Genomic DNA, 20,673 nt, shown 5'->3' with positions numbered 1-20,673 from the left:
TGTTGTATTGTTTGTGGTGTGAATTATTCTCACTGTTTGTTTTGATACTATAATTTATAAAGTGTTTTTTTATAGTGTTTTGTATCTAAAATATGATCATATTCTAGAATATTGATCTGTATTTTGTTTATCGGAAGTTTAGTATTGATTAGTTTGTTTTTATTATTTTGGTGTGTTAATGAAAAGAATATAGAGTGAGAGAAGAAGAATAATGATGGCAATAAGTTTTAATTAACAGAAATGACGAAGGTGAGGTGAAATATCTCACGACACCGTAAAAAAGGGATAGTATCATGACAGATAACTGTTTTTTTCTTATTAATTCGGAATTTTATTGTGACCTCATTTGCTGATCTTCATGCACTTCCTGCTGAGCAACTTACTAATCTTAATGAGCTTGGCTATTTAACGATGACTCCCGTCCAAGAAGCGTCTTTACCTGCTATTCTTGCCGGGAAAGATGTTCGAGCCCAAGCAAAAACCGGAAGTGGCAAAACAGCAGCTTTTGGCTTAGGTTTATTGCAACGTATTGATGCAAAACAATTTAATACTCAATCATTAGTATTATGTCCAACACGAGAATTAGCTGACCAAGTCGCTAATGAGTTACGTCGACTGGCTCGTTTTCTGCCTAACATTAAAATTCTGACTCTGTGTGGTGGTGTGCCTTTTAGCATTCAACGGGATTCATTAATTCATGCTGCTCATATTATTGTCGCGACTCCGGGGCGTTTGTTAGATCATTTAAACAAGCAGACTGTCACACTTGCTGATGTAAAAACATTAGTACTTGATGAAGCAGATAGAATGCTGGATATGGGATTTTTTGATGATATTAGCGACATCATTTCTCAAATGTCGACACAACGTCAAACTTTGCTCTTTTCTGCAACTTGGCCGGATGAAATCGCTAAAATTAGTCGAAAAATTCAACACGATCCTGTCACTATTGAGATTAATTCACCGGATGAATTGCCAGCGGTTGAACAACAATTTTATGAGATCTCCCGTTATGGCAAATTGGGATTATTACAAGAGCTTTTGAGTCATCATCAACCTAATTCTTGTGTGGTATTTTGTAATACCAAAAGAGATTGCCAAGATGTGTATGAAGCTTTGACCGAAAGCAACCAAAGTGTCCTTGCGTTACATGGCGATATGGAGCAAAAAGAGCGCGACCAAACATTGATCCGTTTTGCTAATGGTAGCTGTCGAGTGTTAGTCGCCACAGATGTCGCTGCGCGAGGCTTAGATATCAAAGCGCTAGAAATGGTGATTAATTATGAATTATCACACGATCCGGAAGTTCATATACATCGAATTGGACGAACAGCCAGAGCGGGAGAAAGTGGTTTAGCGATTAGTTTTTGCGCACCAGAAGAGATCCCTCGCGCCAATGCTCTGGAAGAAATGTTGAATATAAAACTGGATTGGCAATCAGCCCCTTCAGGTTTATCAATCACACCATTGGTTGCGACAATGGCAACACTATGTATTGATGGCGGTAAAAAAGCAAAAATGCGTCCAGGGGACATCCTTGGTGCATTAACTGGAGATTTAGGGTTTAGTGGAGAAGATATTGGTAAGATAAATATCCATCCAACTCATGCCTATGTAGCGGTAAAACAGTCCATTGCTAAACAGGTATGGAAAAGCCTTCAACAAGGTAAAATTAAAGGTAAATCAGTAAAAGTCAGACTGTTTAGATAATTTGTTATATCACCTATCATTTTCTGTTTGAGCATAAAGAGATAACATAGAAAAAGGACAGCCTAGGCTGTCCTTGAATAGATAATAGATTGAGGCAACTTAATTAGCCGTTTTTTTCAGTGCCAAGTAATCTAAAATAGTCCCGATAATTAAGCTAACGGCGCCAATAATGACACCATATAAGAAGAGTGTAGAAGTAAGCTCGCTTAATAATTCACTATTAATAGATTGTATAAAATCAACTGACTGAAACATCTCTAAATTTGGTAGCGAATTAATAATAAGTAATATTAAGCTACACAAAAATAGTAATACGGCAAAGAGTAAACCATAAATCGCTAAACGGTATTGTTTAATAAATAATGTTCGTTGTAAAAATTCGCCAGTTTTTTGCGTATAAGTGAGTGTATTTTTAGCGATCATCAGCAAAAGAATACCGGGAACAGAGGCAACAATAGAGAACAGATAGAACGCTTCCCAGCCATGGGATTCTACATACCAGCCTGCAACAGGACCGACATAGACTCGGCCGATAGCCGCTAAGGCGGAAAGAAGGGCGAATTGTGTTGCTGAAAAAGATTGATGGCATAGTGTCATTAGTAGAGCAACGAAAGCCGCCGTTCCCATACCACCACAAATATTTTCGAAAGCGATTACCGCTCCCATGCTATAAATATTTTGCTCAGAGATAGCTAAATACCAATAGCCGATATTTGAACCTCCTTGCAAAATACCAAAGATCATCAGCGCCTTGAATAAAGTCCAACGGCGCATTAATAAACCGCCTAATAAGGCTCCGACAATGGTTGCTGCCAATCCAAGCGTTTTATTGACTAATCCCACTTCACCTGCATCAAATCCGGCGCCACGAATAAGGAATGTAGTACTTAAGCTTAACGCAAAGGCATCGCCCATTTTGTAAAGCACAATAAGTAGTAAAATTAACCATGCATTATTACGAGAGAAAAACTCATATAAAGGCTCTATAACGGCTTCATAGAGTGTACGTGGAGGTTTGACGGCGGTTTCTGGCTCCTGAGCTAATAGCGTGGCGATAATACCAATGCCCATTAAGGCAGCCATTAGCCAGTACATGTTTTGCCAGCCAATATATTTATCTGCAAGCCATAGCGCCATGCCCCCAGAAACCAGCATCGCTATTCGATAGCCCAGGACAGAGACTGCTGCACCTGTGCCTCGTTCATCGGCTTTTAGGATATCGGTTTTATAGGCATCAAAGACGATGTCTTGTGAGGCAGAACAGAAAGCGACGATGACGGCTAACGAGGCTAACCACCATAAATGATGGCTAGGGTTTAAAAAGCCCATACCCGCAATACCTAACACAAGACCGATTTGTGTTAATAACATCCATCCCCGGCGGCGGCCTAAGAATGAAGGTGTATAGCGATCCATAAACGGCGACCAGAGGAATTTAAACACGTAAGCTTGGCCAACCAATGAGAAAAAACCAATCGTTTTTAAATCGATATTTTCTACTGTCATCCATGCTTGTAAGGTTCCTGCTGTTAATGCAAGGGGTAAGCCCGAAGTGAAACCAAGTAACAGTAAAATAAAAGATTTATACCAAGTGGTCTGTTTAAAGGCGGCTTGAAGCATGCAAAATTCCTTTTAACGGCTTGTTTCTTGCTATCTTTACAAGCCGTTTTTTTATTAATTAACGAGCGTTAGATTTGATGTATTGGCTGACGGAAGGATCTTTTGCCATATCACTGACAAGCTCAGATAAAACATTATTAATCGCTGCCGCTATTTTATCATTGGATGCGCCAAATGGGCCTTGTACATTGTAGCTAGTACGATAGGTTTTGGTGTTTGTGCTGCCATTAGGCATGCTGACAACAACGGAAATATCGGCTTTAGCACTAATATTATGGCGTAGACTTCCTTCACTAATATCTGCGTTCAGTTTATTTATCACCACAATTACGTCAGCTGCGGCTGGAGAGCCAAAAGTATAGCCACGTGCCATCATCTGTTTTTGAACGATTTCTTGCATTAGAAAAGCTAAATCACGTGTAGGTACTAAAACCTCTAACTTACCATTACGACTCATTTCCGCTAAGTTTTTCGAAGGTCGTTTATCTTGGCTGGTGATACTAAGTGTAATTGGGCGCATAGTTGGATCTGATGGTGGTACAGACATCACTGGCTCAATCGATAATTTATTGCTTGGTGTTGCACATCCTGCTAGCAGTGTCAGCGCAAACACGGCACAAAGTAAATTTTTTATCATGATAGTGTCTCGATTAAGTAATTCTGCCGTTTTCTCAGCAGATAAGGGTGGCTATTTTGCCTATCATACCACTGCAAAAGCGTAGCTAATATCCCTTTAATGAACGAAATTATCTGATTTTTATCAATGCGTTTTATTGCGATAAGAACAGATTTATAACTCACTCCATTTCTCTTGTTAAGGTGAGCATTTTACTCAAGAGAAAAAATAAGCGATTATCATAGGTAATGTTTAAGACAAGAAAGCCATTTATCTGTATTACGAAAAGTTATTTATTCACTTAACTAACAGATAACTTCTTTTTTTGATTGTTATGTTATAAGGACTGAGATGATCCGTGATGATATTGAGAATAAGCTGATTTCACGCTTTTCTCCCCATTTTTTGCAAGTCATTAACGAAAGCCATCGTCATAATGTACCTGCAGGCTCGGAGAGCCATTTTAAAGTCGTTATTGTGAGTGACTTATTTAATGATAAACGCAGTGTGTCACGTCATCGTGATGTTTATCAAACGTTATCTCATGAATTAGATAATGGCGTTCATGCTTTAGCTCTGCACACTTTTACCTTGAGCGAGTGGGATGAACAACAAGATAAAGCATTACACTCTCCAGGATGTCGTGGTGGAAGCCAACAAGATTAATAAGAAGATTGTTAATCGTGAGTAAATGATGACTAAGATGCGTATTTTTTGTTCTTTATGGGGCTAAAAAGCAGTGTTAACCTTGTTTTTATGAAAAAATTGAGGAATAAAACGGCTCTTTCTCGACTCAACCCCTCTAGATCGTTATAATGTCGCGTCTAATTTTCAGTAAGGTTTCGGGATGCTTCTGATATCAGGGATCCTCGTTTTTTTAAATGTGGCGGCCCCGGTTCTGAAAGGAGTATTAAGTCTAATACTACTTGCCGTAGATTAGCTTCCTTTAAAGTAGACCGAGCACTAAAACTTATTTTGAGGTAACAAGATGCAAGTTTCTGTTGAAACGACTCAAGGCCTAGGGCGTCGTGTCACAATCACCGTACCAGCCGCTGATATCCAAAAAGCTGTAGACAGCGAACTGAAAAAAGCTGCTAAAACTGTTCGCATTGATGGTTTCCGTAAAGGACACGTACCAATGTCTATGGTTAAACAACGTTACGGTATGTCTGTTCTGAATGATGTTCTGGGTGATCTGATGCAGCGTAATTTCATCAACGCTATCATCGAAAACAAAGTTAACCCAGTAGGTGCACCTGATTACAAACCAGAGCAATACAAAGAAGGTGAAGACTTTGTATACTCTGTAGAATTCGAAGTTTTCCCAGAAATCGAACTGAAAGATCTGGAAAGCATTGAAGTGGTAAAACCTATCGTGACAGTTAAAGACGAAGACGTTGATAACATGTTAGAAACTCTGCGTAAACAACAAGCCGAGTGGAAAGATAAAGAAGGTGAAGTTGCGGCAGAAGATCGTGTAACTGTTGATTTTAATGGTTCTATTGACGGTGAAGAATTTGAAGGCGGAAAAGCTGAAGATTTCGTACTGGCAATGGGTCAAGGTCGTATGATCCCAGGTTTTGAAGAAGGTCTTATCGGTCATAAAGCAGGTGAAGAATTCACTATCGATGTGACTTTCCCAGAAGATTACCACGCTGAAAACTTAAAAGGTAAAAAAGCACAATTTGCTATCAACCTGAAAAAAGTGGAAGAGCGTGAACTGCCAGAATTAACTGAAGAGTTCATCAAACGCTTCGGTATTGCAGATGGTTCAGTTGATGGTTTACGTGCCGAAGTACGTAAAAACATGGAACGTGAGCTGAAAAATGCGATCCGTACACGTGTTAAATCACAAGTTATCGATGGCTTAGTGAAAGCTAACGAAGTTGACGTACCTGCAGCTGCGGTAGATAGCGAAATTGAAGTTCTGCAACGTCAAGCAGCACAACGTTTCGGTGGTGATGAAAAACAAGCTCTGCAATTACCACGTGAATTGTTCGAAGAACAAGCAAAACGTCGTGTTATCGTTGGATTACTGTTAGGTGAAGTGATCAATAGTAATGAACTGAAAGCAGAAGACGAGCGTGTGAAAGCGTTGATCGACGAAATGGCTTCAGCTTATGAAGATCCGTCAGAAGTTGTTGAGTTCTACAATAAGAACGAACAACTGATGAATAACATCCGTAATTTAGCATTAGAAGAGCAAGCGGTAGAAAAAATCTTAGCAACTGCTAAAGTAACGGAAAAAGAAACTAACTTCACTGAACTAATGAACGAAGTTCAGATGGGTTAATTTTTAACCGCGATATCGGTTTTAAGCAAAAACCCGTGGTAAAAACCACGGGTTTTTTTCAGTTTGTGTATATTTATCAAATTTTGTCTTGAAATTTGAGCGATTATCTCCAGATAATTCTATAGTCATTTTATCACTCCTCGCGAGGCGCCTTGAATGTCTTGTGAGAGATTGGATCATTTGCAATGGTCATGATCAATTATCTCAAGTAAAATTGTTGTCATTGGCACCAATAAGAATGCAATAGGAGACAGATATGTCATTTAACGACACCCAGGAACAATTCGCACCTAATATGGCTTTGGTGCCGATGGTTATAGAGCAGACTTCACGAGGTGAGCGCTCTTACGATATTTATTCACGTTTATTAAAAGAACGTATCATTTTCCTGACTGGCCAAGTTGAAGATCATATGGCCAATCTCATTGTTGCTCAGATGTTGTTTTTAGAAGCTGAGAACCCAGAAAAAGATATTAACCTGTACATTAATTCACCGGGTGGTGTGATCACTGCAGGTATGTCGATTTATGACACAATGCAATATATCAAAGCGGATGTTAGCACTATTTGTATGGGACAAGCTTGTTCAATGGGTGCATTTTTATTATCTGCAGGTGCAAAAGGTAAACGTATTTGTCTACCTAACTCACGTGTCATGATCCACCAACCTTTAGGTGGATACCAAGGCCAAGCGACAGATATTCAAATCCACGCTCAAGAAATTTTGAAAGTGAAATCGCGTATGAATGAGTTAATGGCTCAACATACGGGGAAATCTATTGAAGAAATAGAAAGAGATACTGAGCGTGATCGTTTCTTATCCGCTAACGAAGCGTTAGAATATGGTTTAGTTGATAAAGTTTATACACAACGCAGCTAGTCATATTCCGTTGTAATAGCTATGGAGTTAACAGGTTTTCTTTGTTATAGATTGATATAAAGAAAGCTGCTATTAATCTCTAGATAAAAAAGTCTTTCTTCCTCTTATTCGCTGATAAGAGGAATAACTAAGTGAGGTTAACTGATGACAGATAAGCGCAAAGATAGCTCTGGGAAGCTTCTGTATTGCTCTTTCTGCGGTAAAAGCCAGCATGAAGTAAAGAAATTAATCGCTGGCCCGTCGGTTTATATTTGTGATGAATGTGTCGACCTTTGTGTTGATATTATTCGTGAAGAAATAAAAGAATTAGCACCTCATCATGAACGCAGTGAATTGCCAACGCCACATGAAATCCGTAAACATCTTGATGATTATGTTATCGGTCAGGAGCTGGCGAAAAAAGTATTGGCAGTTGCCGTTTATAATCACTATAAACGTCTGCGTAATGGCGATAAAGCCGATGGTGTTGAGCTAGGGAAAAGTAATATCCTGCTGATTGGCCCGACAGGTAGTGGTAAAACATTATTAGCAGAAACGTTAGCACGTTATCTTGATGTACCTTTTACCATGGCCGATGCGACAACGCTAACAGAAGCGGGCTATGTAGGGGAAGATGTTGAAAACATCATTCAAAAACTACTACAAAAATGCGATTACGATGTGCAAAAAGCACAACGTGGTATTGTTTATATTGATGAAATTGACAAAATCACTCGTAAATCTGAAAACCCATCAATTACACGTGATGTTTCTGGCGAAGGTGTACAGCAAGCATTATTGAAATTAGTTGAAGGGACAGTAGCTTCTGTACCTCCTCAAGGCGGGCGTAAACATCCACAGCAAGAATTCTTACAAGTAGATACTTCGAAGATCCTCTTTATTTGTGGTGGTGCTTTTGCCGGACTGGATAAAGTAGTTGCGCAACGTCTAAATACCCATTCAGGTATTGGTTTTGGTGCAGAAGTGAAAAGCCAAAATGAGAAAGCGAGTGAAGGGGAGTTATTAGCGCAAGTTGAACCAGAAGATCTGATTAAATTTGGTCTGATCCCTGAATTTATTGGTCGTTTGCCTGTTGTTGCAACATTAGGTGAGCTCAATGAAGATGCGTTAATTCAAATTCTGCAAGAGCCTAAAAATGCCCTGACTAAACAGTATCAAGCATTGTTTAAATTAGAAGGTGTAGATTTAGAGTTCCGTAAAGATGCGTTAACCGCGATTGCTAAAAAAGCGATGTCGCGTAAGACAGGGGCGCGTGGTTTACGTTCCATTGTAGAAGCTGCATTACTTGATACAATGTACGATCTTCCTTCATTTGAAAATGCAGAGAAAGTGGTCATTGATGAAAATGTAATCAATGGGAAATCTGAACCGCTGATTATATATAGTCAACCTGAAAATCAGGCATCGGGTGAATAATATAGCGAAAATCAGCAATACCTCTTGTCTGATATTATCTATTTTCTCCCTTTTAGGGCAAAAAAATAGGATAACGCGTGCCAACGCAATAAAAATGAGGGAATTTTCCCTCATTTTGTTTTTTTAATAGGGAATGCTATTGAATGTCGGAAAACTGCCCTTATATATTTTGACAATCCGTAGAATTAATTTTATTTGGTGAGATGCGAATAAAATTACCTGTAAAAGCGTTAAGCTAAAAACGAAGAGAGAGCTCTATGAATCCTGAGCGTCCAGAACGTATTGAAATACCTGTATTGCCATTACGTGATGTCGTTGTATATCCACATATGGTGATCCCGTTGTTTGTTGGTCGTGAAAAATCTATTCATTGCTTAGAAGCTGCGATGAACGACAACAAACAAATTATGCTGGTTGCGCAGAAAGATGCATCTACTGACGAACCAGGTGTTAATGATCTTTTTTCTGTGGGGACAGTGGCTTCTGTTTTACAGATGCTGAAACTGCCTGACGGAACCGTAAAAGTGCTTGTTGAAGGTATTCGCCGCGCAAAAATTACCACATTATCTGATAATGGTGAGTATTTCCAAGCTAAAGCGGAATATCTAGACACGCCCGTTGTTGATGAGCGTGAACAAGAGGTACTAAATCGCACGGCGATCAATCAGTTTGAAGGTTATATCAAGCTGAATAAAAAAATTCCGCCAGAGGTATTAGCCTCATTGCATGCGATTGAAGAATCTGCGAAGTTAGCTGATACCATTGCTTCGCATATGCCTTTGAAATTAAAAGATAAGCAAGCTGTGCTTGAAATGTCTGATGTAACAGAACGCCTAGAGTATTTAATGGCGATGATGGAATCAGAAATCGATCTGCTACAAGTTGAAAAACGCATTCGTAACCGCGTTAAAAAGCAGATGGAAAAAAGCCAGCGTGAGTACTACCTCAATGAGCAGATGAAAGCGATCCAAAAAGAATTAGGTGAGATGGATGATGCACCTGATGAAATGGAGTCGTTAAAACGCAAAATTGAAGCGGCGAAAATGCCCAAAGAGGCGAGAGAAAAGACAGAAGCTGAACTTCAGAAATTAAAAATGATGTCGCCAATGTCTGCTGAGGCAACAGTAGTCCGTAGCTATATTGATTGGATGGTACAAGTTCCTTGGAATAGCCGTAGCAAAGTGAAAAAAGACTTAGTGAAAGCGCAGGAAGTACTTGATACGGATCATTATGGCTTAGAACGTGTGAAAGAGCGTATTCTTGAATATCTCGCGGTTCAGTCTCGTGTCAGCAAAATTAAAGGGCCAATCCTGTGTTTGGTAGGGCCTCCTGGGGTAGGTAAAACGTCGCTAGGTCAATCTATCGCGAAAGCGACAGGGCGTAAATATGTGCGTATGGCATTAGGTGGGGTACGTGATGAAGCTGAAATCCGTGGTCACCGTCGTACTTACATTGGGTCGATGCCTGGTAAGTTAATCCAAAAAATGGCCAAAGTTGGCGTTAAAAACCCGCTATTTTTATTAGATGAAATCGACAAGATGTCATCAGATATGCGCGGTGATCCAGCTTCAGCACTATTAGAGGTGTTAGATCCAGAACAAAATATCGCCTTTAATGACCACTATCTTGAAGTGGACTACGACTTATCCGATGTTATGTTTGTGGCGACATCTAACTCCATGAACATTCCGGCGCCATTACTCGATCGTATGGAAGTGATCCGCTTATCGGGTTATACCGAAGATGAAAAACTCAACATTGCAAAACAGCATCTGTTACCAAAACAGATTGAACGTAATGCACTGAAAGAGAATGAGCTAACAATCCACGATAGCGCGATTATGGGCATTATTCGCTATTATACGCGTGAAGCGGGTGTACGTAGCTTAGAGCGTGAAATTTCTAAATTATGTCGTAAAGCGGTTAAACAACTGCTGATGGATAGTACTATCAAGCATATTGAAATCGATGAAAATAATCTGAAAGATTATTTAGGTGTACGTAAAGTCGATTATGGTCGTGCTGATACAGAAAATCGTATTGGTATGGTAACAGGGCTTGCTTGGACAGAAGTTGGTGGTGACCTACTGACGATTGAAACGGCAAGTGTACCGGGTAAAGGTAAACTGACCTTCACTGGCTCGTTAGGTGAAGTTATGCAAGAGTCGATTCAAGCAGCGATGACTGTGGTTCGTGCTCGAGCTGACAAACTGGGCATTAATGGCGACTTCTATGAAAAACGTGATATTCATGTACACGTACCAGAAGGCGCGACGCCAAAAGATGGTCCAAGTGCGGGTATTGCAATGTGTACCGCGTTGGTTTCCAGTTTAACGGGTAATCCAGTTCGTTCAGATGTTGCAATGACGGGAGAAATTACCTTACGTGGTCAAGTATTGCCAATCGGTGGATTAAAAGAAAAGTTACTTGCGGCACATCGTGGCGGAATTAAGACAGTTCTTATCCCTGATGAAAATAAACGTGATTTAGAAGAAATTCCTGAAAACATTGTTGCTGATCTGGATATTCACCCAGTGAAAACAATTGAGGAAGTTTTAACGTTAGCCCTAGAGAAATCGCCATTTGGCATCGAAGTAGTGACTAACAAATAACACTAAATCGTGATGTGAATCATAATATTTCACTAAAAAAAAGGCTGGATAAGCAATAAAAGCTTGCCAGTCTTTTTTTGTGTCGTTAATTTAATGGGGTTTATTAATTAATAGTCCTGTTTTATCAGTCTTGCTATATATAAAAAGGCTTGATATAACGACGTTTGCAAAATTTGCCATTAATGGTAAAAAATAACGCATAAATTATGGGGATGAAAAGCGTGAATAAAACTCAACTGATCGACAAAATTGCTGCGAATGCAGATATCACTAAAGCGGCAGCGGGTCGTGTTGTAGATGCAATGGTAGCTTCAATCACTGAATCTTTACAAAAAGGTGATGACGTTGCATTAGTGGGCTTCGGTACATTTACCGTACGTGATCGCGCAGCACGTACTGGCCGTAATCCACAAACAGGTAAAGAAATTCAAATTGCTGCGGCCAAAGTGCCTGCATTCCGTGCGGGTAAAGGTCTAAAAGACGCAGTAAATCAATAATTGAGTAAATCGTTTTTCTGCCTAATGTGTTATTGGGTTGACGTTATGGATAAACAGAAAACGAATCGATTAAGAAATAAAGCGCATCTTTAAAGGATGCGCTTTTCTTTTTTACCACAGAAAAGGGGATTAAACCGAGTATTCTCTGGTGATAAGACGTGAAACTAAAGTAGTCATTTGATAGAATAGCGCGTTGTTCTATAACTGAAATAGACAACATGAAAGCATCTCATGGTTAGCTAAAGACTTAACTGACCAATGAGTCAATTAGAGCTGTTTATTTTGTATCTGTAAGATGTGTGTTAAGACTCAAATTTTATACGGGATTGGCTATTTCTAAGGATTGTCGCGTGTTGCGACATTTTGATATTAAGCCAGCGATGAGCATGTTAAATTAGCTGTGCTCAAAATAGTCGTGTAACACCAATAAAAAATAATTTTTTCACCAAACGGAGCCTAGTCTCGTTATGATGGACAACATTCGTTCAACTGCTAATAATCCTTTTATTAAGATACTATTAGCTGTGATCATCCTCTCTTTCGTCCTAACTGGTGTGGGCGGATATCTCTTTAGTTCTGGTGTTAATGATGCCGCTGAAGTTAACGGTTATAAAATAAGTCGTGCTCAGTTAGAGCAAGCTTATCAACAACGCCGAGCACAACTACAAAAAGACATGGGTGACAATTTTGCTTCCCTCGCATCATCAGATGAGGGACAAAAAATGATCCGCCAACAAGCATTGAATGTGCTGATTAACCAAGCTTTGCTGGATCAATTTGCTCAAGAGTTAGGTATTTCTGCTGGCGACCAGCAAATCAGAGACGCGATTTTTGCGCTACCTTATTTCCAAACTGATGGTAAATTTGATAACAAAAAATACGTTGAATTATTAACGGCGAATAATATTGACGCTGATGCCTTTGCTGAAGGAATTCGTCAAAACCTGATTAATCAACAATTACGTTATTCTATTCAAGGCACTGACTTTGCTTTAGAGAGTGAAGTTAAGGACTTTGCCGGCTTAATGCTGCAAAGCCGTAATGTGCGTCTCGCTTCATTAGATATTCAGCCATTCCTTGAAAAAGAGACGGTATCAGATGAAGAATTAAAAGCCTTTTATGACCAAAATACCTCTATGTTTATCGCTCCAGCACAAGTTAAAGTGAGCTATATTCAGTTAGAAGCCCAAAAAGATTTAAGCAACATCACTATTTCAGATGATGAAGTTAAAGCTTATTACGATAGTAATATCAGTGAATTTACTGTTCCCGGACAAAAAAAATACAGTCTACTTGTCTTAGCAGATGAAACCGCTGCGAAAGAAGCTGAAGATGCGTTGAAAAATGGCGCTGACTTCGTCACCTTAGTAAAAGAAAAATCCATTGATACTTTTTCTGCTAAACAAGATGGTTCATTAGGCTGGATCACTATTGGTCAAGAGCTACCAGAATTAGCAAATGCGAGTTTGACTGAGAAGGGGCAAATTTCACAGCCAGTTAAAATCAGCAACGGTTATGCTATTTTCCGTCTTGATGATATTAAACCTTCGGTGGTAAAACCTTTTGATGACATTAAAGCTGACTTATTAGTAAAAATGCGTGAAAACAAAGCCATTGATGATTTCTTCGCATTGCAGCAAAAAGTGAGTCAAGCCGCTTCAAATGATAACGACACGCTAGCGACAGCAGCAAAAGCAGGGAACGTCACTGTAATCAATACAGATTGGTTTGATGAAAACAATGTACCAGCAGCCTTGAATAACGAAAAGTTAACACAGCTTATCTTTGGTGGTTCACTGGTTGATGACAATGGCCCTACAGGCATGAACTCAGATATGGTTACCCTTGGTAATGATAGTGCTTATATTGTTCGTGTCGAAGGATATAAACCTGCATCAACCCAACCATTAGATAAAGTACGTGACAAGGTTATTACACTGGTCAAACAGCAAAAAGCTTCTCAAGCGATGAATGCGCAAGCTCAGAAACTCCTTGCAGCCTTAAAAGAAGGTAAAGGAGAGGCGGCATTGAAAGAAGCAAATATCTCGTTTGGTGAGGTAGAAAGCGTGGTTCATTCATCAGCCACAGATCCGATACAAAGTGCTATTTTTGCTATGCCAAAACCAGCAGAAGGTAAAAAAGAGTACGGTATGTCTAATGTACCGGGTTCAAAAGTGGTCTTAATCCAATTAGATAGTGTCACTGATGGTAAGCCAACGGCAGAACAGCTTGAATTTATGACTAATCTCTATCGCGCCCAAATGGGAGAAGAAGCTTTACAACTTATGCTCAGCGATTTAAGAGAAAAAGCAAAAATCGAGATTTTTGATAAAGATTATCAATAAACTATCTTAGATTGATTGAATAAAAACCCAGTTTCGACTGGGTTTTTTTATGGCTAAAATTATATTCAAGATTAGAAATTGCGAGCAGTCACGTCATTTTTTGTAACGCTATTTTTTTATTCAATTTATTTTTCTTACTCTCTCGTAATTCATATGGTTGCTAATTGCTGAATTATTTAAGGCTTGGCATTATTTGATGGCATTCAGTAATCGCTGTTTGCTGTTGAATATACAGTTATTTTTACAAAAAGGAGATGATTAAAATGGATAAAAAAACACTATCAGCATTTATGGCATCAATATGTTTAACATTAGGTTTAGGGTTATCACCACTCTCTTATGCCGATGATATATCGCCTTCAACATCAACCATGTTGATTGAAAAAGGGGATCAAAAAGAGAGTGCTGTCAGTGAGGTAAACGCTAGTGCACAAGGAAAGTTGGATATTAATAGTGCAACACTTGATGAATTAATGACGCTAAAAGGGATCGGAAAAGCAAAAGCGCAAGCCATTATCGATTATCGAGAAAAAGTGGGGCGTTTTGCTTCTTTTGATGATCTCGCTAAGGTCTTTGGTATTGGTATGAAGCTTATTGAACAAAATAAAGATCTAATTATTATCAACTAATTACTCGATAATACTGTACCCCTTTTTTGTGATCAAAAAGGGGTACAGAATTGCCTTTATATAATATTAATAATCAGATGGTATTTTAATTTGGGTAATAAATAATCGGATGAAATATACCCTATTTGATATTTTTGACTATATTTAAGATATTACATAGAAATTTCTCTTAGCTAAAGTTTGTTAGGGATATCAAGAGGTAATAAAGTCATATGAGTACATTAATTAAAGTTTATGGATTCCATTTAGATGTTTTTGAGCATGTGAATAATGCACGTTACCTTGAATTTTTAGAACAAGCGAGATGGGATTGGATTGAACAACACTTAGATCTCGCTTGGTTTAAACGGCATGGTCTAGCACTCGTTGTCGCGAATATTAATATCAACTATCGTTTGCCCGCTAATTTAGGCGATGAACTAATCATTAGTTGTGATATTGCAGAAGTCGGTATTAAAAGTGGCGTGTTGTCTCAAAAAATAGTGAGAAAACAAGATGGTGCATTGATTTCAGATGCATTAGTGACTTTTGTACTCGTTGATATCAATACTAAAAAAGCATTAACACTTACAGATCAGTTACGAGAAAAATTGGAGTATGTACGCCAGTCTGCTGATTAGCATTGATGTTATCCGGTCAACCGTCTAATTTTATCGGTACTCGTAACATATTAGCGGCAGGATATACCGTGCTTGCCTGTGGAAAGGGGGAGTAGTCAGCCCACCCGCTGAAGCAGGAACTCACCGAGGCGAGTCAGACGGTGGTCTGAACCGCTGTAGGGAGCCACGTCCTTTAGGGCATGGAGGTGGTCAATTGGTTTTGGTATAGAATAATTCCCCGCTCTGTTGTTTTCAGGGCGGAGAAAATCACAGGGGAAAACAGGGTAAAACTGGTTAATTAGTTATCACGGCTTCGACGACTTTATTAGCAACCAAACAGGTCACGAATTAAAAATAACTGCTACGGGTGTAAACGCACAGAAAACAAAGCTAACACATTTTTGACAGATTATTTAAGGCCAACTTTATTTTTCATGGCGTCCATGACGGCATTTTTGTCTTGTAAATAGCCATGAAGTCCACGCTCTCTTAAATGGCAAGCTGCACATTGACCACAACCATCACCTTGAATACCGTTATAACAAGTTAAGGTGTTGTGGCGTACAAAATCTAACTTACCGTAATAGTCAGCGAGTGCCCAAGTTTGCGCTTTATCTAACCACATCAACGGAGTGATAAACTGAATATCACGAGCAATACCTAAATTTACCGCATGATTTAGGGCCTTAACAAACTCATCGCGACAATCTGGATAACCTGAGAAATCAGTTTCACATACGCCGGTAATAACGCTTTCAGCACCAATCTGATAAGCATAAATGGCGGCTAATGTAAGAAATAAAATATTTCTACCAGGTACAAAGGTACTAGGAATATCGCTTTGTTCACTCTGTTTAAAATCAGGCACAGGAATATTGTCACGTGTTAAGCTGCTGATAGCGAGTTCATTGAGTAAACTGACATCCAAAACTTTATGTGCGGTTGCACCTAATAATTGACTGACTCTTTGTGCTACCTCAATTTCTTCTTTATGACGTTGTCCATAATTAAATGTAATACAATGAACTTCATCATACTGCTCTAGTGCTTGGATTAGGCAGGTTGTCGAATCTTGTCCACCACTAAAGACAACGACCGTTTTTTTCATCAGAATACTCCTGAATATTGATATTTTTTAAGGATTAATACGCATAATATTGCAGATATTATGACAAGTTATCACCAAATTATCAGTAAGAGATTATTCTTATAGCAGGGGTAGATAATTACTATTTTTTGTAGGGGCATATGTTAAAGGAGTATTTATGTTAGATAAGATTGACCGAAAACTATTAACGCTATTACAGGAAGATTCAAGCCTCTCACTGAATACTTTGGCAGAGGCGGTTAACCTAACCTCAACACCTTGCTGGAAACGATTGAAAAGACTCGAGGATGAAGGGTATATTCGTAAACGTGTTGCATTACTCGACAGCGAAAAAATTGGGCTTGGCTTAACAGTTATTGTTATGATAAGAACACAGCAACATAATAGCGAGTGGTATGAACAATTTGTATCATTCGTTAAGCAAATGCCAGAAGTACTGACATTCTATCGAATGGCGGGTGAGTGTGATTATCTAATGCATGTTGAAGTTGTAGACATGAAAAGTTATGACCAATTTTACAAACGCATGGTTAACGGCGTTCCTGGGCTTATTGACGTAACTTCTAACTTTGCAATGGAAAAAATTAAATACACAACGGCAATGCCGATACCTGAATAAGATCCCTCTTTACCAACTGGCACTTTTATTTTTGTACAACCTTAGGATTTAAGGCGTGGCTCTATTTTCACAGCTCAGTTGGTATTTTATCAGCGAATGGCGTCGTTATGTCGGTGCTATTTTCTTATTGATGGTTATCGCCGTTCTACAAGTGATCCCTCCGAAAATCGTCGGGATTATTGTTGATGGTGTTGATAGCCATAGCCTGTCTTTTCAGCAAATTATGGGGTGGATCGGGATCATGGTATTGATCGCCCTTGCTGTCTATTTATTACGTTATATTTGGCGACTGTGGTTATTTGGTGCTTCTTACCAACTGGCGGTGAAATTACGTATGCAAATCTATCGCCAACTTAGCCTTCAATCATCGGCTTTTTATCAACGCTATCGCACGGGTGATTTAATCGCACGTACCACTAATGATGTTGATAAAGTCGTTTTTGCCGCAGGGGAAGGGGTGTTAACCCTTGTTGACTCTATGGTAATGGGACTTGCGGTGTTAGTGATGATGAGTATTCAGTTAAGTTGGCAATTGACACTTATCTCATTGTTACCTATGCCATTAATGGCAATATTAATTAAACGCTATGGCGATAAACTACATCACCGCTTTAAAAGTGCACAAGCACTATTTTCTTCATTGAATAATCAAGCGCAAGAAAGTTTAAGTAGCATTCGTATGATCAAATCTTTCGGTCTTGAACAGCAACATGCTTCACGTTTTGAAACGGTTGCAAAAGAGACGGGTCGACAAAATATGCGAGTGGCAAAAGTCGATGCATTGTTTGACCCCACGATTTTTATGGCAATTGGTTTTGCTAACTTACTTGCTGTGGCGGGAGGAAGTTATTTTGTTCTCAATGGCACGATGACATTGGGAGAATTAACCAGTTTTGTAATGTATTTAGGGCAAATGATTTGGCCTATGTTAGCGCTGGCATGGATGTTTAATATTGTTGAGCGTGGTAGTGCGGCTTATAGCAGGATCAATGCATTACTCAATGAGCAACCGGCTATGGTTGATGGTCAATTATCACCAATGCATCAAAAAGGAACTTTAGCGGTAGATATTAAAGCGTTTCATTACCCCAAACAGCAAGTTGATGTACTAAAAAACATTCATTTTACACTCTCTCCTGGTGAGATGTTGGGTATTTGCGGTATGACTGGGGCGGGGAAAAGCACTTTGTTAGCGCTGATCCAGCGCTTATATGATGTCAGTGAAGGGGATATTCGTTTTCAATCTGTCCCCCTTTACCAATTAAAATTGGATGAATGGCGGGGAAGACTTGCTGTTGTCAACCAAACACCGTTTCTTTTTTCGGATACGATTGCCGGAAATATAGCCTTAGGACGCCCTGATGCTACCAAAGAAGAGATAGAGGCAGTAGCCAAAATCGCCAATATTCACGATGATATTTTAAATTTACCCGAAGGATATCTGACTCAAGTTGGTGAAAAAGGGGTCATGCTCTCGGGGGGACAAAAGCAACGTATTTCCATTGCTAGAGCTTTACTGTTAGATGCGGAAATCTTGTTATTAGATGATGCGTTATCAGCCGTTGATGGACAAACTGAATACCAGATCTTACAAAATCTGGCTCAATGGCGTAAAGAGAAAACCATTATTATTAGTGCTCACCGTTTATCTGCACTGGTTGATGCAACAAATATATTGGTATTAAAACAAGGCGAAATCATAGAGCAAGGTACTCATCAAACACTTATTGCAGTGCCAGGTTGGTATCAAGATATGTACCATTATCAACAACTCGAGGCCGCATTAGATGACGATAAATAATAATAAATCCATTAAAACGTTATTGCCGGCCTTAAAAAGATTATTAGCTTATGGCAAAACCTATCGCAAACCGATGACATTAGGTGTGGTGATGTTATGGGTGGCAGCGATTGCAGAAGTGGGTGGACCTTTACTTATTAGTTATTTTATTGATGCTAAAGTAGCGACTCATCAAGTTGAATGGCGAGGCGCATTAGGTCTTGCTGCTGCTTTTATTCTATTACAAATTATTGCGGCACTATTGCACTATTACCAAACAATCGTCTTTAATTATGCCGCTGTTGGGGTGGTACAACAGTTACGAGCAGATGTGATGAGTGCTGCGCTAAAACAGCCATTAAGTGCATTTGATAATCAGCCTGTAGGACAGCTGATTTCTCGTGTTACCAATGATACAGAAACTATCAAAGATCTATTTGTTAACGTCTTTCCTGCTCTATTTCGTGCTATAGCATTGGTGGTTGTGATGTTAATCGCTATGTTTCTACTCGAATGGCAAATGGCATTAGTGGCGATGACGATTTTCCCAGCGGTTATTGGTGTGATGATGCTTTATCAACGGCTAAGTACACCGATTGTCCGCAATGTGCGTCATTATCTTGCCAATATTAATGATGGCTTTCATGAAGTGATTAATGGTATGTCGGTTATCCAGCAATTTCGTCAACAAGCTCGCTTCGGTAAGAGAATGTCAGATGATAGCTGGCAACATTATCAAGCACGTATGAAAGCACTAAAACTTGACGGGTTATTATTGCGCCCGTTACTCAGTATGCTCTCTGCATTGGTGCTATGTGGCTTATTGATACTGTTTGGATATCAAGGTAGTGCTGTGATTGGTGTTGGAGTAATTTATGCTTTTATCAGCTATTTAGGTCGTCTTAATGAACCTCTTATTACTCTGACGTCTCAACAATCTTTATTACAACAAGCGGTTGTTTCCGGTGAACGAGTCTTTGAGTTAATGGACGCCCCGATGCAGCAATATGGCAATGCAAGCTATACCATTAACCAAGGAGATATAGCCATTAACGGCTTGTGGTTTGCGTATCTAAAACAGCAGTGGGTATTAAAAGAGATTAATCTTGATATACCTGCTCGCCACTTTGTCGCTTTTGTGGGGCATACTGGCAGTGGAAAAAGTACCTTAGCCAGTTTGCTTATGGGAAATTATCCATGGCAGAAAGGACATATCTACTTAGATAACCATCCATTAGAATGTTATTCCCATCAGGCATTAAGAAGCGGTATTGCGATGGTACAGCAAGATCCTGTTTTATTATCAGGCACTTTGCGTGACAATATTACTTTAGGGCGTCACTGCTCTGAAGCTCACTTATGGCAAGTATTAGCAACAGTACAATTAAATAGCTGGGTAAAAACATTACCTGATGGTTTAGAAACCCCCTTAGGTGAACAGGGTAGTCGCTTATCCGCGGGACAAAAACAGTTATTAGCATTAGCTCGAGTATTATTATTTCCACCCCGTATTCTTATCTTAGATGAGGCAACGGCAAATATCGACTCGGGTACAGAGCAAGCTGTTCAAAAAGCCCTTACGGAAATAAGAGAAAAAACCACATTAATTGTTATCGCTCATCGCCTTTCAACCATTATCGATGCTGACGAAATTGTAGTGCTTCATCGTGGTGAGATTGTTGAGCAAGGTAAACATGCACAACTATTGGCACAAAAAGGTCGCTATTACAATATGTACCAATTACAACAAGTTAAAGAGTCATTACAAGTTCAAGAGCCAGCCGTTGTTGAGTGATATTATCTAAATTCCATTCATCCTAACCCAGCCAATGCTGGGTTTTTTATTGCCTCACTTTTTGCCCCAATTTTTAGCATTGTGGACATGATAAGAGCATTTATTGCACTAAGTTAGTGAGTGATATTTATTTTTTATTTATTTATCAATGAAA

Annotated in this window: 16 protein-coding genes; 13 read left to right on the top strand and 3 right to left on the bottom strand. The window is 39.3% G+C overall.

The window, feature by feature from the left end:
- Window positions 1-336: 336 nt before the first annotated feature.
- Window positions 337-1,710, top strand: coding sequence for an ATP-dependent RNA helicase DbpA (gene dbpA / locus AACQ49_RS11880; protein WP_161779053.1), 1,374 nt, complete (start codon window positions 337-339; stop codon window positions 1,708-1,710).
- Window positions 1,711-1,809: 99 nt separating this feature from the next.
- On the opposite strand, the gene ampG is transcribed toward dbpA, so the two are convergent.
- Both ampG and AACQ49_RS11870 read right to left on the bottom strand, forming a co-directional pair.
- Complete coding sequence (gene ampG / locus AACQ49_RS11875) at window positions 1,810-3,330, bottom strand: muropeptide MFS transporter AmpG (RefSeq protein WP_036919780.1); 1,521 nt, start codon at window positions 3,328-3,330, stop codon at window positions 1,810-1,812.
- 58 nt (window positions 3,331-3,388) lie between these two features.
- Entirely contained in the window at window positions 3,389-3,967 is a 579-nt protein-coding gene (locus tag AACQ49_RS11870; protein ID WP_004245091.1) for a YajG family lipoprotein, read from the bottom strand.
- Between the two features lie 330 nt (window positions 3,968-4,297).
- On the opposite strand from AACQ49_RS11870, the gene bolA reads away from it, so the two are divergent.
- The 9 genes from bolA to AACQ49_RS11825 all read left to right on the top strand — a co-directional run bounded on the left by bolA (window position 4,298) and on the right by AACQ49_RS11825 (window position 15,238).
- Entirely contained in the window at window positions 4,298-4,612 is a 315-nt protein-coding gene (gene bolA, locus AACQ49_RS11865; protein WP_004245090.1) for a transcriptional regulator BolA, read from the top strand.
- A 322-nt stretch (window positions 4,613-4,934) separates the two neighbouring features.
- Window positions 4,935-6,239, top strand: a complete 1,305-nt coding sequence (tig, locus tag AACQ49_RS11860) for a trigger factor (RefSeq protein ID WP_004245089.1) — start codon at window positions 4,935-4,937, stop codon at window positions 6,237-6,239.
- Between the two features lie 256 nt (window positions 6,240-6,495).
- On the top strand, window positions 6,496-7,119 hold the full coding sequence (gene clpP / locus AACQ49_RS11855) for an ATP-dependent Clp endopeptidase proteolytic subunit ClpP (RefSeq protein WP_004245088.1): 624 nt from the start codon (window positions 6,496-6,498) through the stop codon (window positions 7,117-7,119).
- A gap of 144 nt (window positions 7,120-7,263) precedes the next feature.
- Complete coding sequence (gene clpX, locus AACQ49_RS11850) at window positions 7,264-8,535, top strand: ATP-dependent protease ATP-binding subunit ClpX (protein WP_004245087.1); 1,272 nt, start codon at window positions 7,264-7,266, stop codon at window positions 8,533-8,535.
- A 257-nt stretch (window positions 8,536-8,792) separates the two neighbouring features.
- Window positions 8,793-11,147: an endopeptidase La gene (gene lon, locus AACQ49_RS11845; RefSeq protein WP_004245086.1), complete on the top strand. Its 2,355-nt coding sequence runs from the start codon at window positions 8,793-8,795 to the stop codon at window positions 11,145-11,147.
- A gap of 221 nt (window positions 11,148-11,368) precedes the next feature.
- Window positions 11,369-11,644, top strand: coding sequence for a nucleoid-associated protein HU-beta (gene hupB / locus AACQ49_RS11840; protein WP_004247229.1), 276 nt, complete (start codon window positions 11,369-11,371; stop codon window positions 11,642-11,644).
- 467 nt (window positions 11,645-12,111) lie between these two features.
- Entirely contained in the window at window positions 12,112-13,989 is a 1,878-nt protein-coding gene (ppiD, locus tag AACQ49_RS11835) for a peptidylprolyl isomerase (RefSeq protein WP_004247230.1), read from the top strand.
- Window positions 13,990-14,243: 254 nt separating this feature from the next.
- A complete protein-coding gene (locus AACQ49_RS11830; protein ID WP_004245083.1) occupies window positions 14,244-14,618 on the top strand; it encodes a ComEA family DNA-binding protein in 375 nt (124 codons plus the stop codon).
- A 212-nt stretch (window positions 14,619-14,830) separates the two neighbouring features.
- On the top strand, window positions 14,831-15,238 hold the full coding sequence (locus AACQ49_RS11825) for an acyl-CoA thioesterase (RefSeq protein ID WP_004245082.1): 408 nt from the start codon (window positions 14,831-14,833) through the stop codon (window positions 15,236-15,238).
- Window positions 15,239-15,626: 388 nt separating this feature from the next.
- On the opposite strand, the gene queC is transcribed toward AACQ49_RS11825, so the two are convergent.
- Entirely contained in the window at window positions 15,627-16,325 is a 699-nt protein-coding gene (queC, locus tag AACQ49_RS11820) for a 7-cyano-7-deazaguanine synthase QueC (protein WP_004245081.1), read from the bottom strand.
- 157 nt (window positions 16,326-16,482) lie between these two features.
- On the opposite strand from queC, the gene AACQ49_RS11815 reads away from it, so the two are divergent.
- From AACQ49_RS11815 to AACQ49_RS11805, 3 genes are read left to right on the top strand one after another with little or no spacing between them, the layout of a single operon-like run.
- Entirely contained in the window at window positions 16,483-16,944 is a 462-nt protein-coding gene (locus tag AACQ49_RS11815; protein WP_004245080.1) for an Lrp/AsnC family transcriptional regulator, read from the top strand.
- Window positions 16,945-16,999: 55 nt separating this feature from the next.
- Window positions 17,000-18,745, top strand: coding sequence for a SmdA family multidrug ABC transporter permease/ATP-binding protein (locus AACQ49_RS11810; protein WP_017827763.1), 1,746 nt, complete (start codon window positions 17,000-17,002; stop codon window positions 18,743-18,745).
- The gene (locus tag AACQ49_RS11805; RefSeq protein WP_017628273.1) at window positions 18,732-20,519 is read left to right on the top strand and encodes a SmdB family multidrug efflux ABC transporter permease/ATP-binding protein; all 1,788 of its coding nucleotides are present in this window, start codon (window positions 18,732-18,734) and stop codon (window positions 20,517-20,519) included. Before AACQ49_RS11810 ends, AACQ49_RS11805 begins: the two co-directional genes overlap by 14 nt.
- Window positions 20,520-20,673 lie beyond the last annotated feature (154 nt).

The organism is Proteus sp. G2675, assembly GCF_963886535.1.
GTDB classification, from domain to species: Bacteria; Pseudomonadota; Gammaproteobacteria; order Enterobacterales; family Enterobacteriaceae; genus Proteus; species Proteus mirabilis.
Note: the sequence above shows the minus strand (reverse complement) of the source record. Positions and strands in the feature narration are given on the sequence as shown.

What these genes read in the sequence shown, in the direction of transcription:
- AACQ49_RS11830 (WP_004245083.1), top strand. Translation starts at nt 14,244, where the DNA reads ATGATTAAAATGGATAAAAAAACACTATCAGCATTTATGGCATCAATA.
- clpP (WP_004245088.1), top strand. Translation starts at nt 6,496, where the DNA reads ATGTCATTTAACGACACCCAGGAACAATTCGCACCTAATATGGCTTTG.
- lon (WP_004245086.1), top strand. Translation starts at nt 8,793, where the DNA reads ATGAATCCTGAGCGTCCAGAACGTATTGAAATACCTGTATTGCCATTA.
- clpX (WP_004245087.1), top strand. Translation starts at nt 7,264, where the DNA reads ATGACAGATAAGCGCAAAGATAGCTCTGGGAAGCTTCTGTATTGCTCT.
- ppiD (WP_004247230.1), top strand. Translation starts at nt 12,112, where the DNA reads ATGATGGACAACATTCGTTCAACTGCTAATAATCCTTTTATTAAGATA.
- ampG (WP_036919780.1), bottom strand. Translation starts at nt 3,330, where the DNA reads ATGCTTCAAGCCGCCTTTAAACAGACCACTTGGTATAAATCTTTTATT.
- tig (WP_004245089.1), top strand. Translation starts at nt 4,935, where the DNA reads ATGCAAGTTTCTGTTGAAACGACTCAAGGCCTAGGGCGTCGTGTCACA.
- AACQ49_RS11805 (WP_017628273.1), top strand. Translation starts at nt 18,732, where the DNA reads ATGACGATAAATAATAATAAATCCATTAAAACGTTATTGCCGGCCTTA.
- AACQ49_RS11815 (WP_004245080.1), top strand. Translation starts at nt 16,483, where the DNA reads ATGTTAGATAAGATTGACCGAAAACTATTAACGCTATTACAGGAAGAT.
- bolA (WP_004245090.1), top strand. Translation starts at nt 4,298, where the DNA reads ATGATCCGTGATGATATTGAGAATAAGCTGATTTCACGCTTTTCTCCC.
- queC (WP_004245081.1), bottom strand. Translation starts at nt 16,325, where the DNA reads ATGAAAAAAACGGTCGTTGTCTTTAGTGGTGGACAAGATTCGACAACC.
- AACQ49_RS11825 (WP_004245082.1), top strand. Translation starts at nt 14,831, where the DNA reads ATGAGTACATTAATTAAAGTTTATGGATTCCATTTAGATGTTTTTGAG.
- AACQ49_RS11870 (WP_004245091.1), bottom strand. Translation starts at nt 3,967, where the DNA reads ATGATAAAAAATTTACTTTGTGCCGTGTTTGCGCTGACACTGCTAGCA.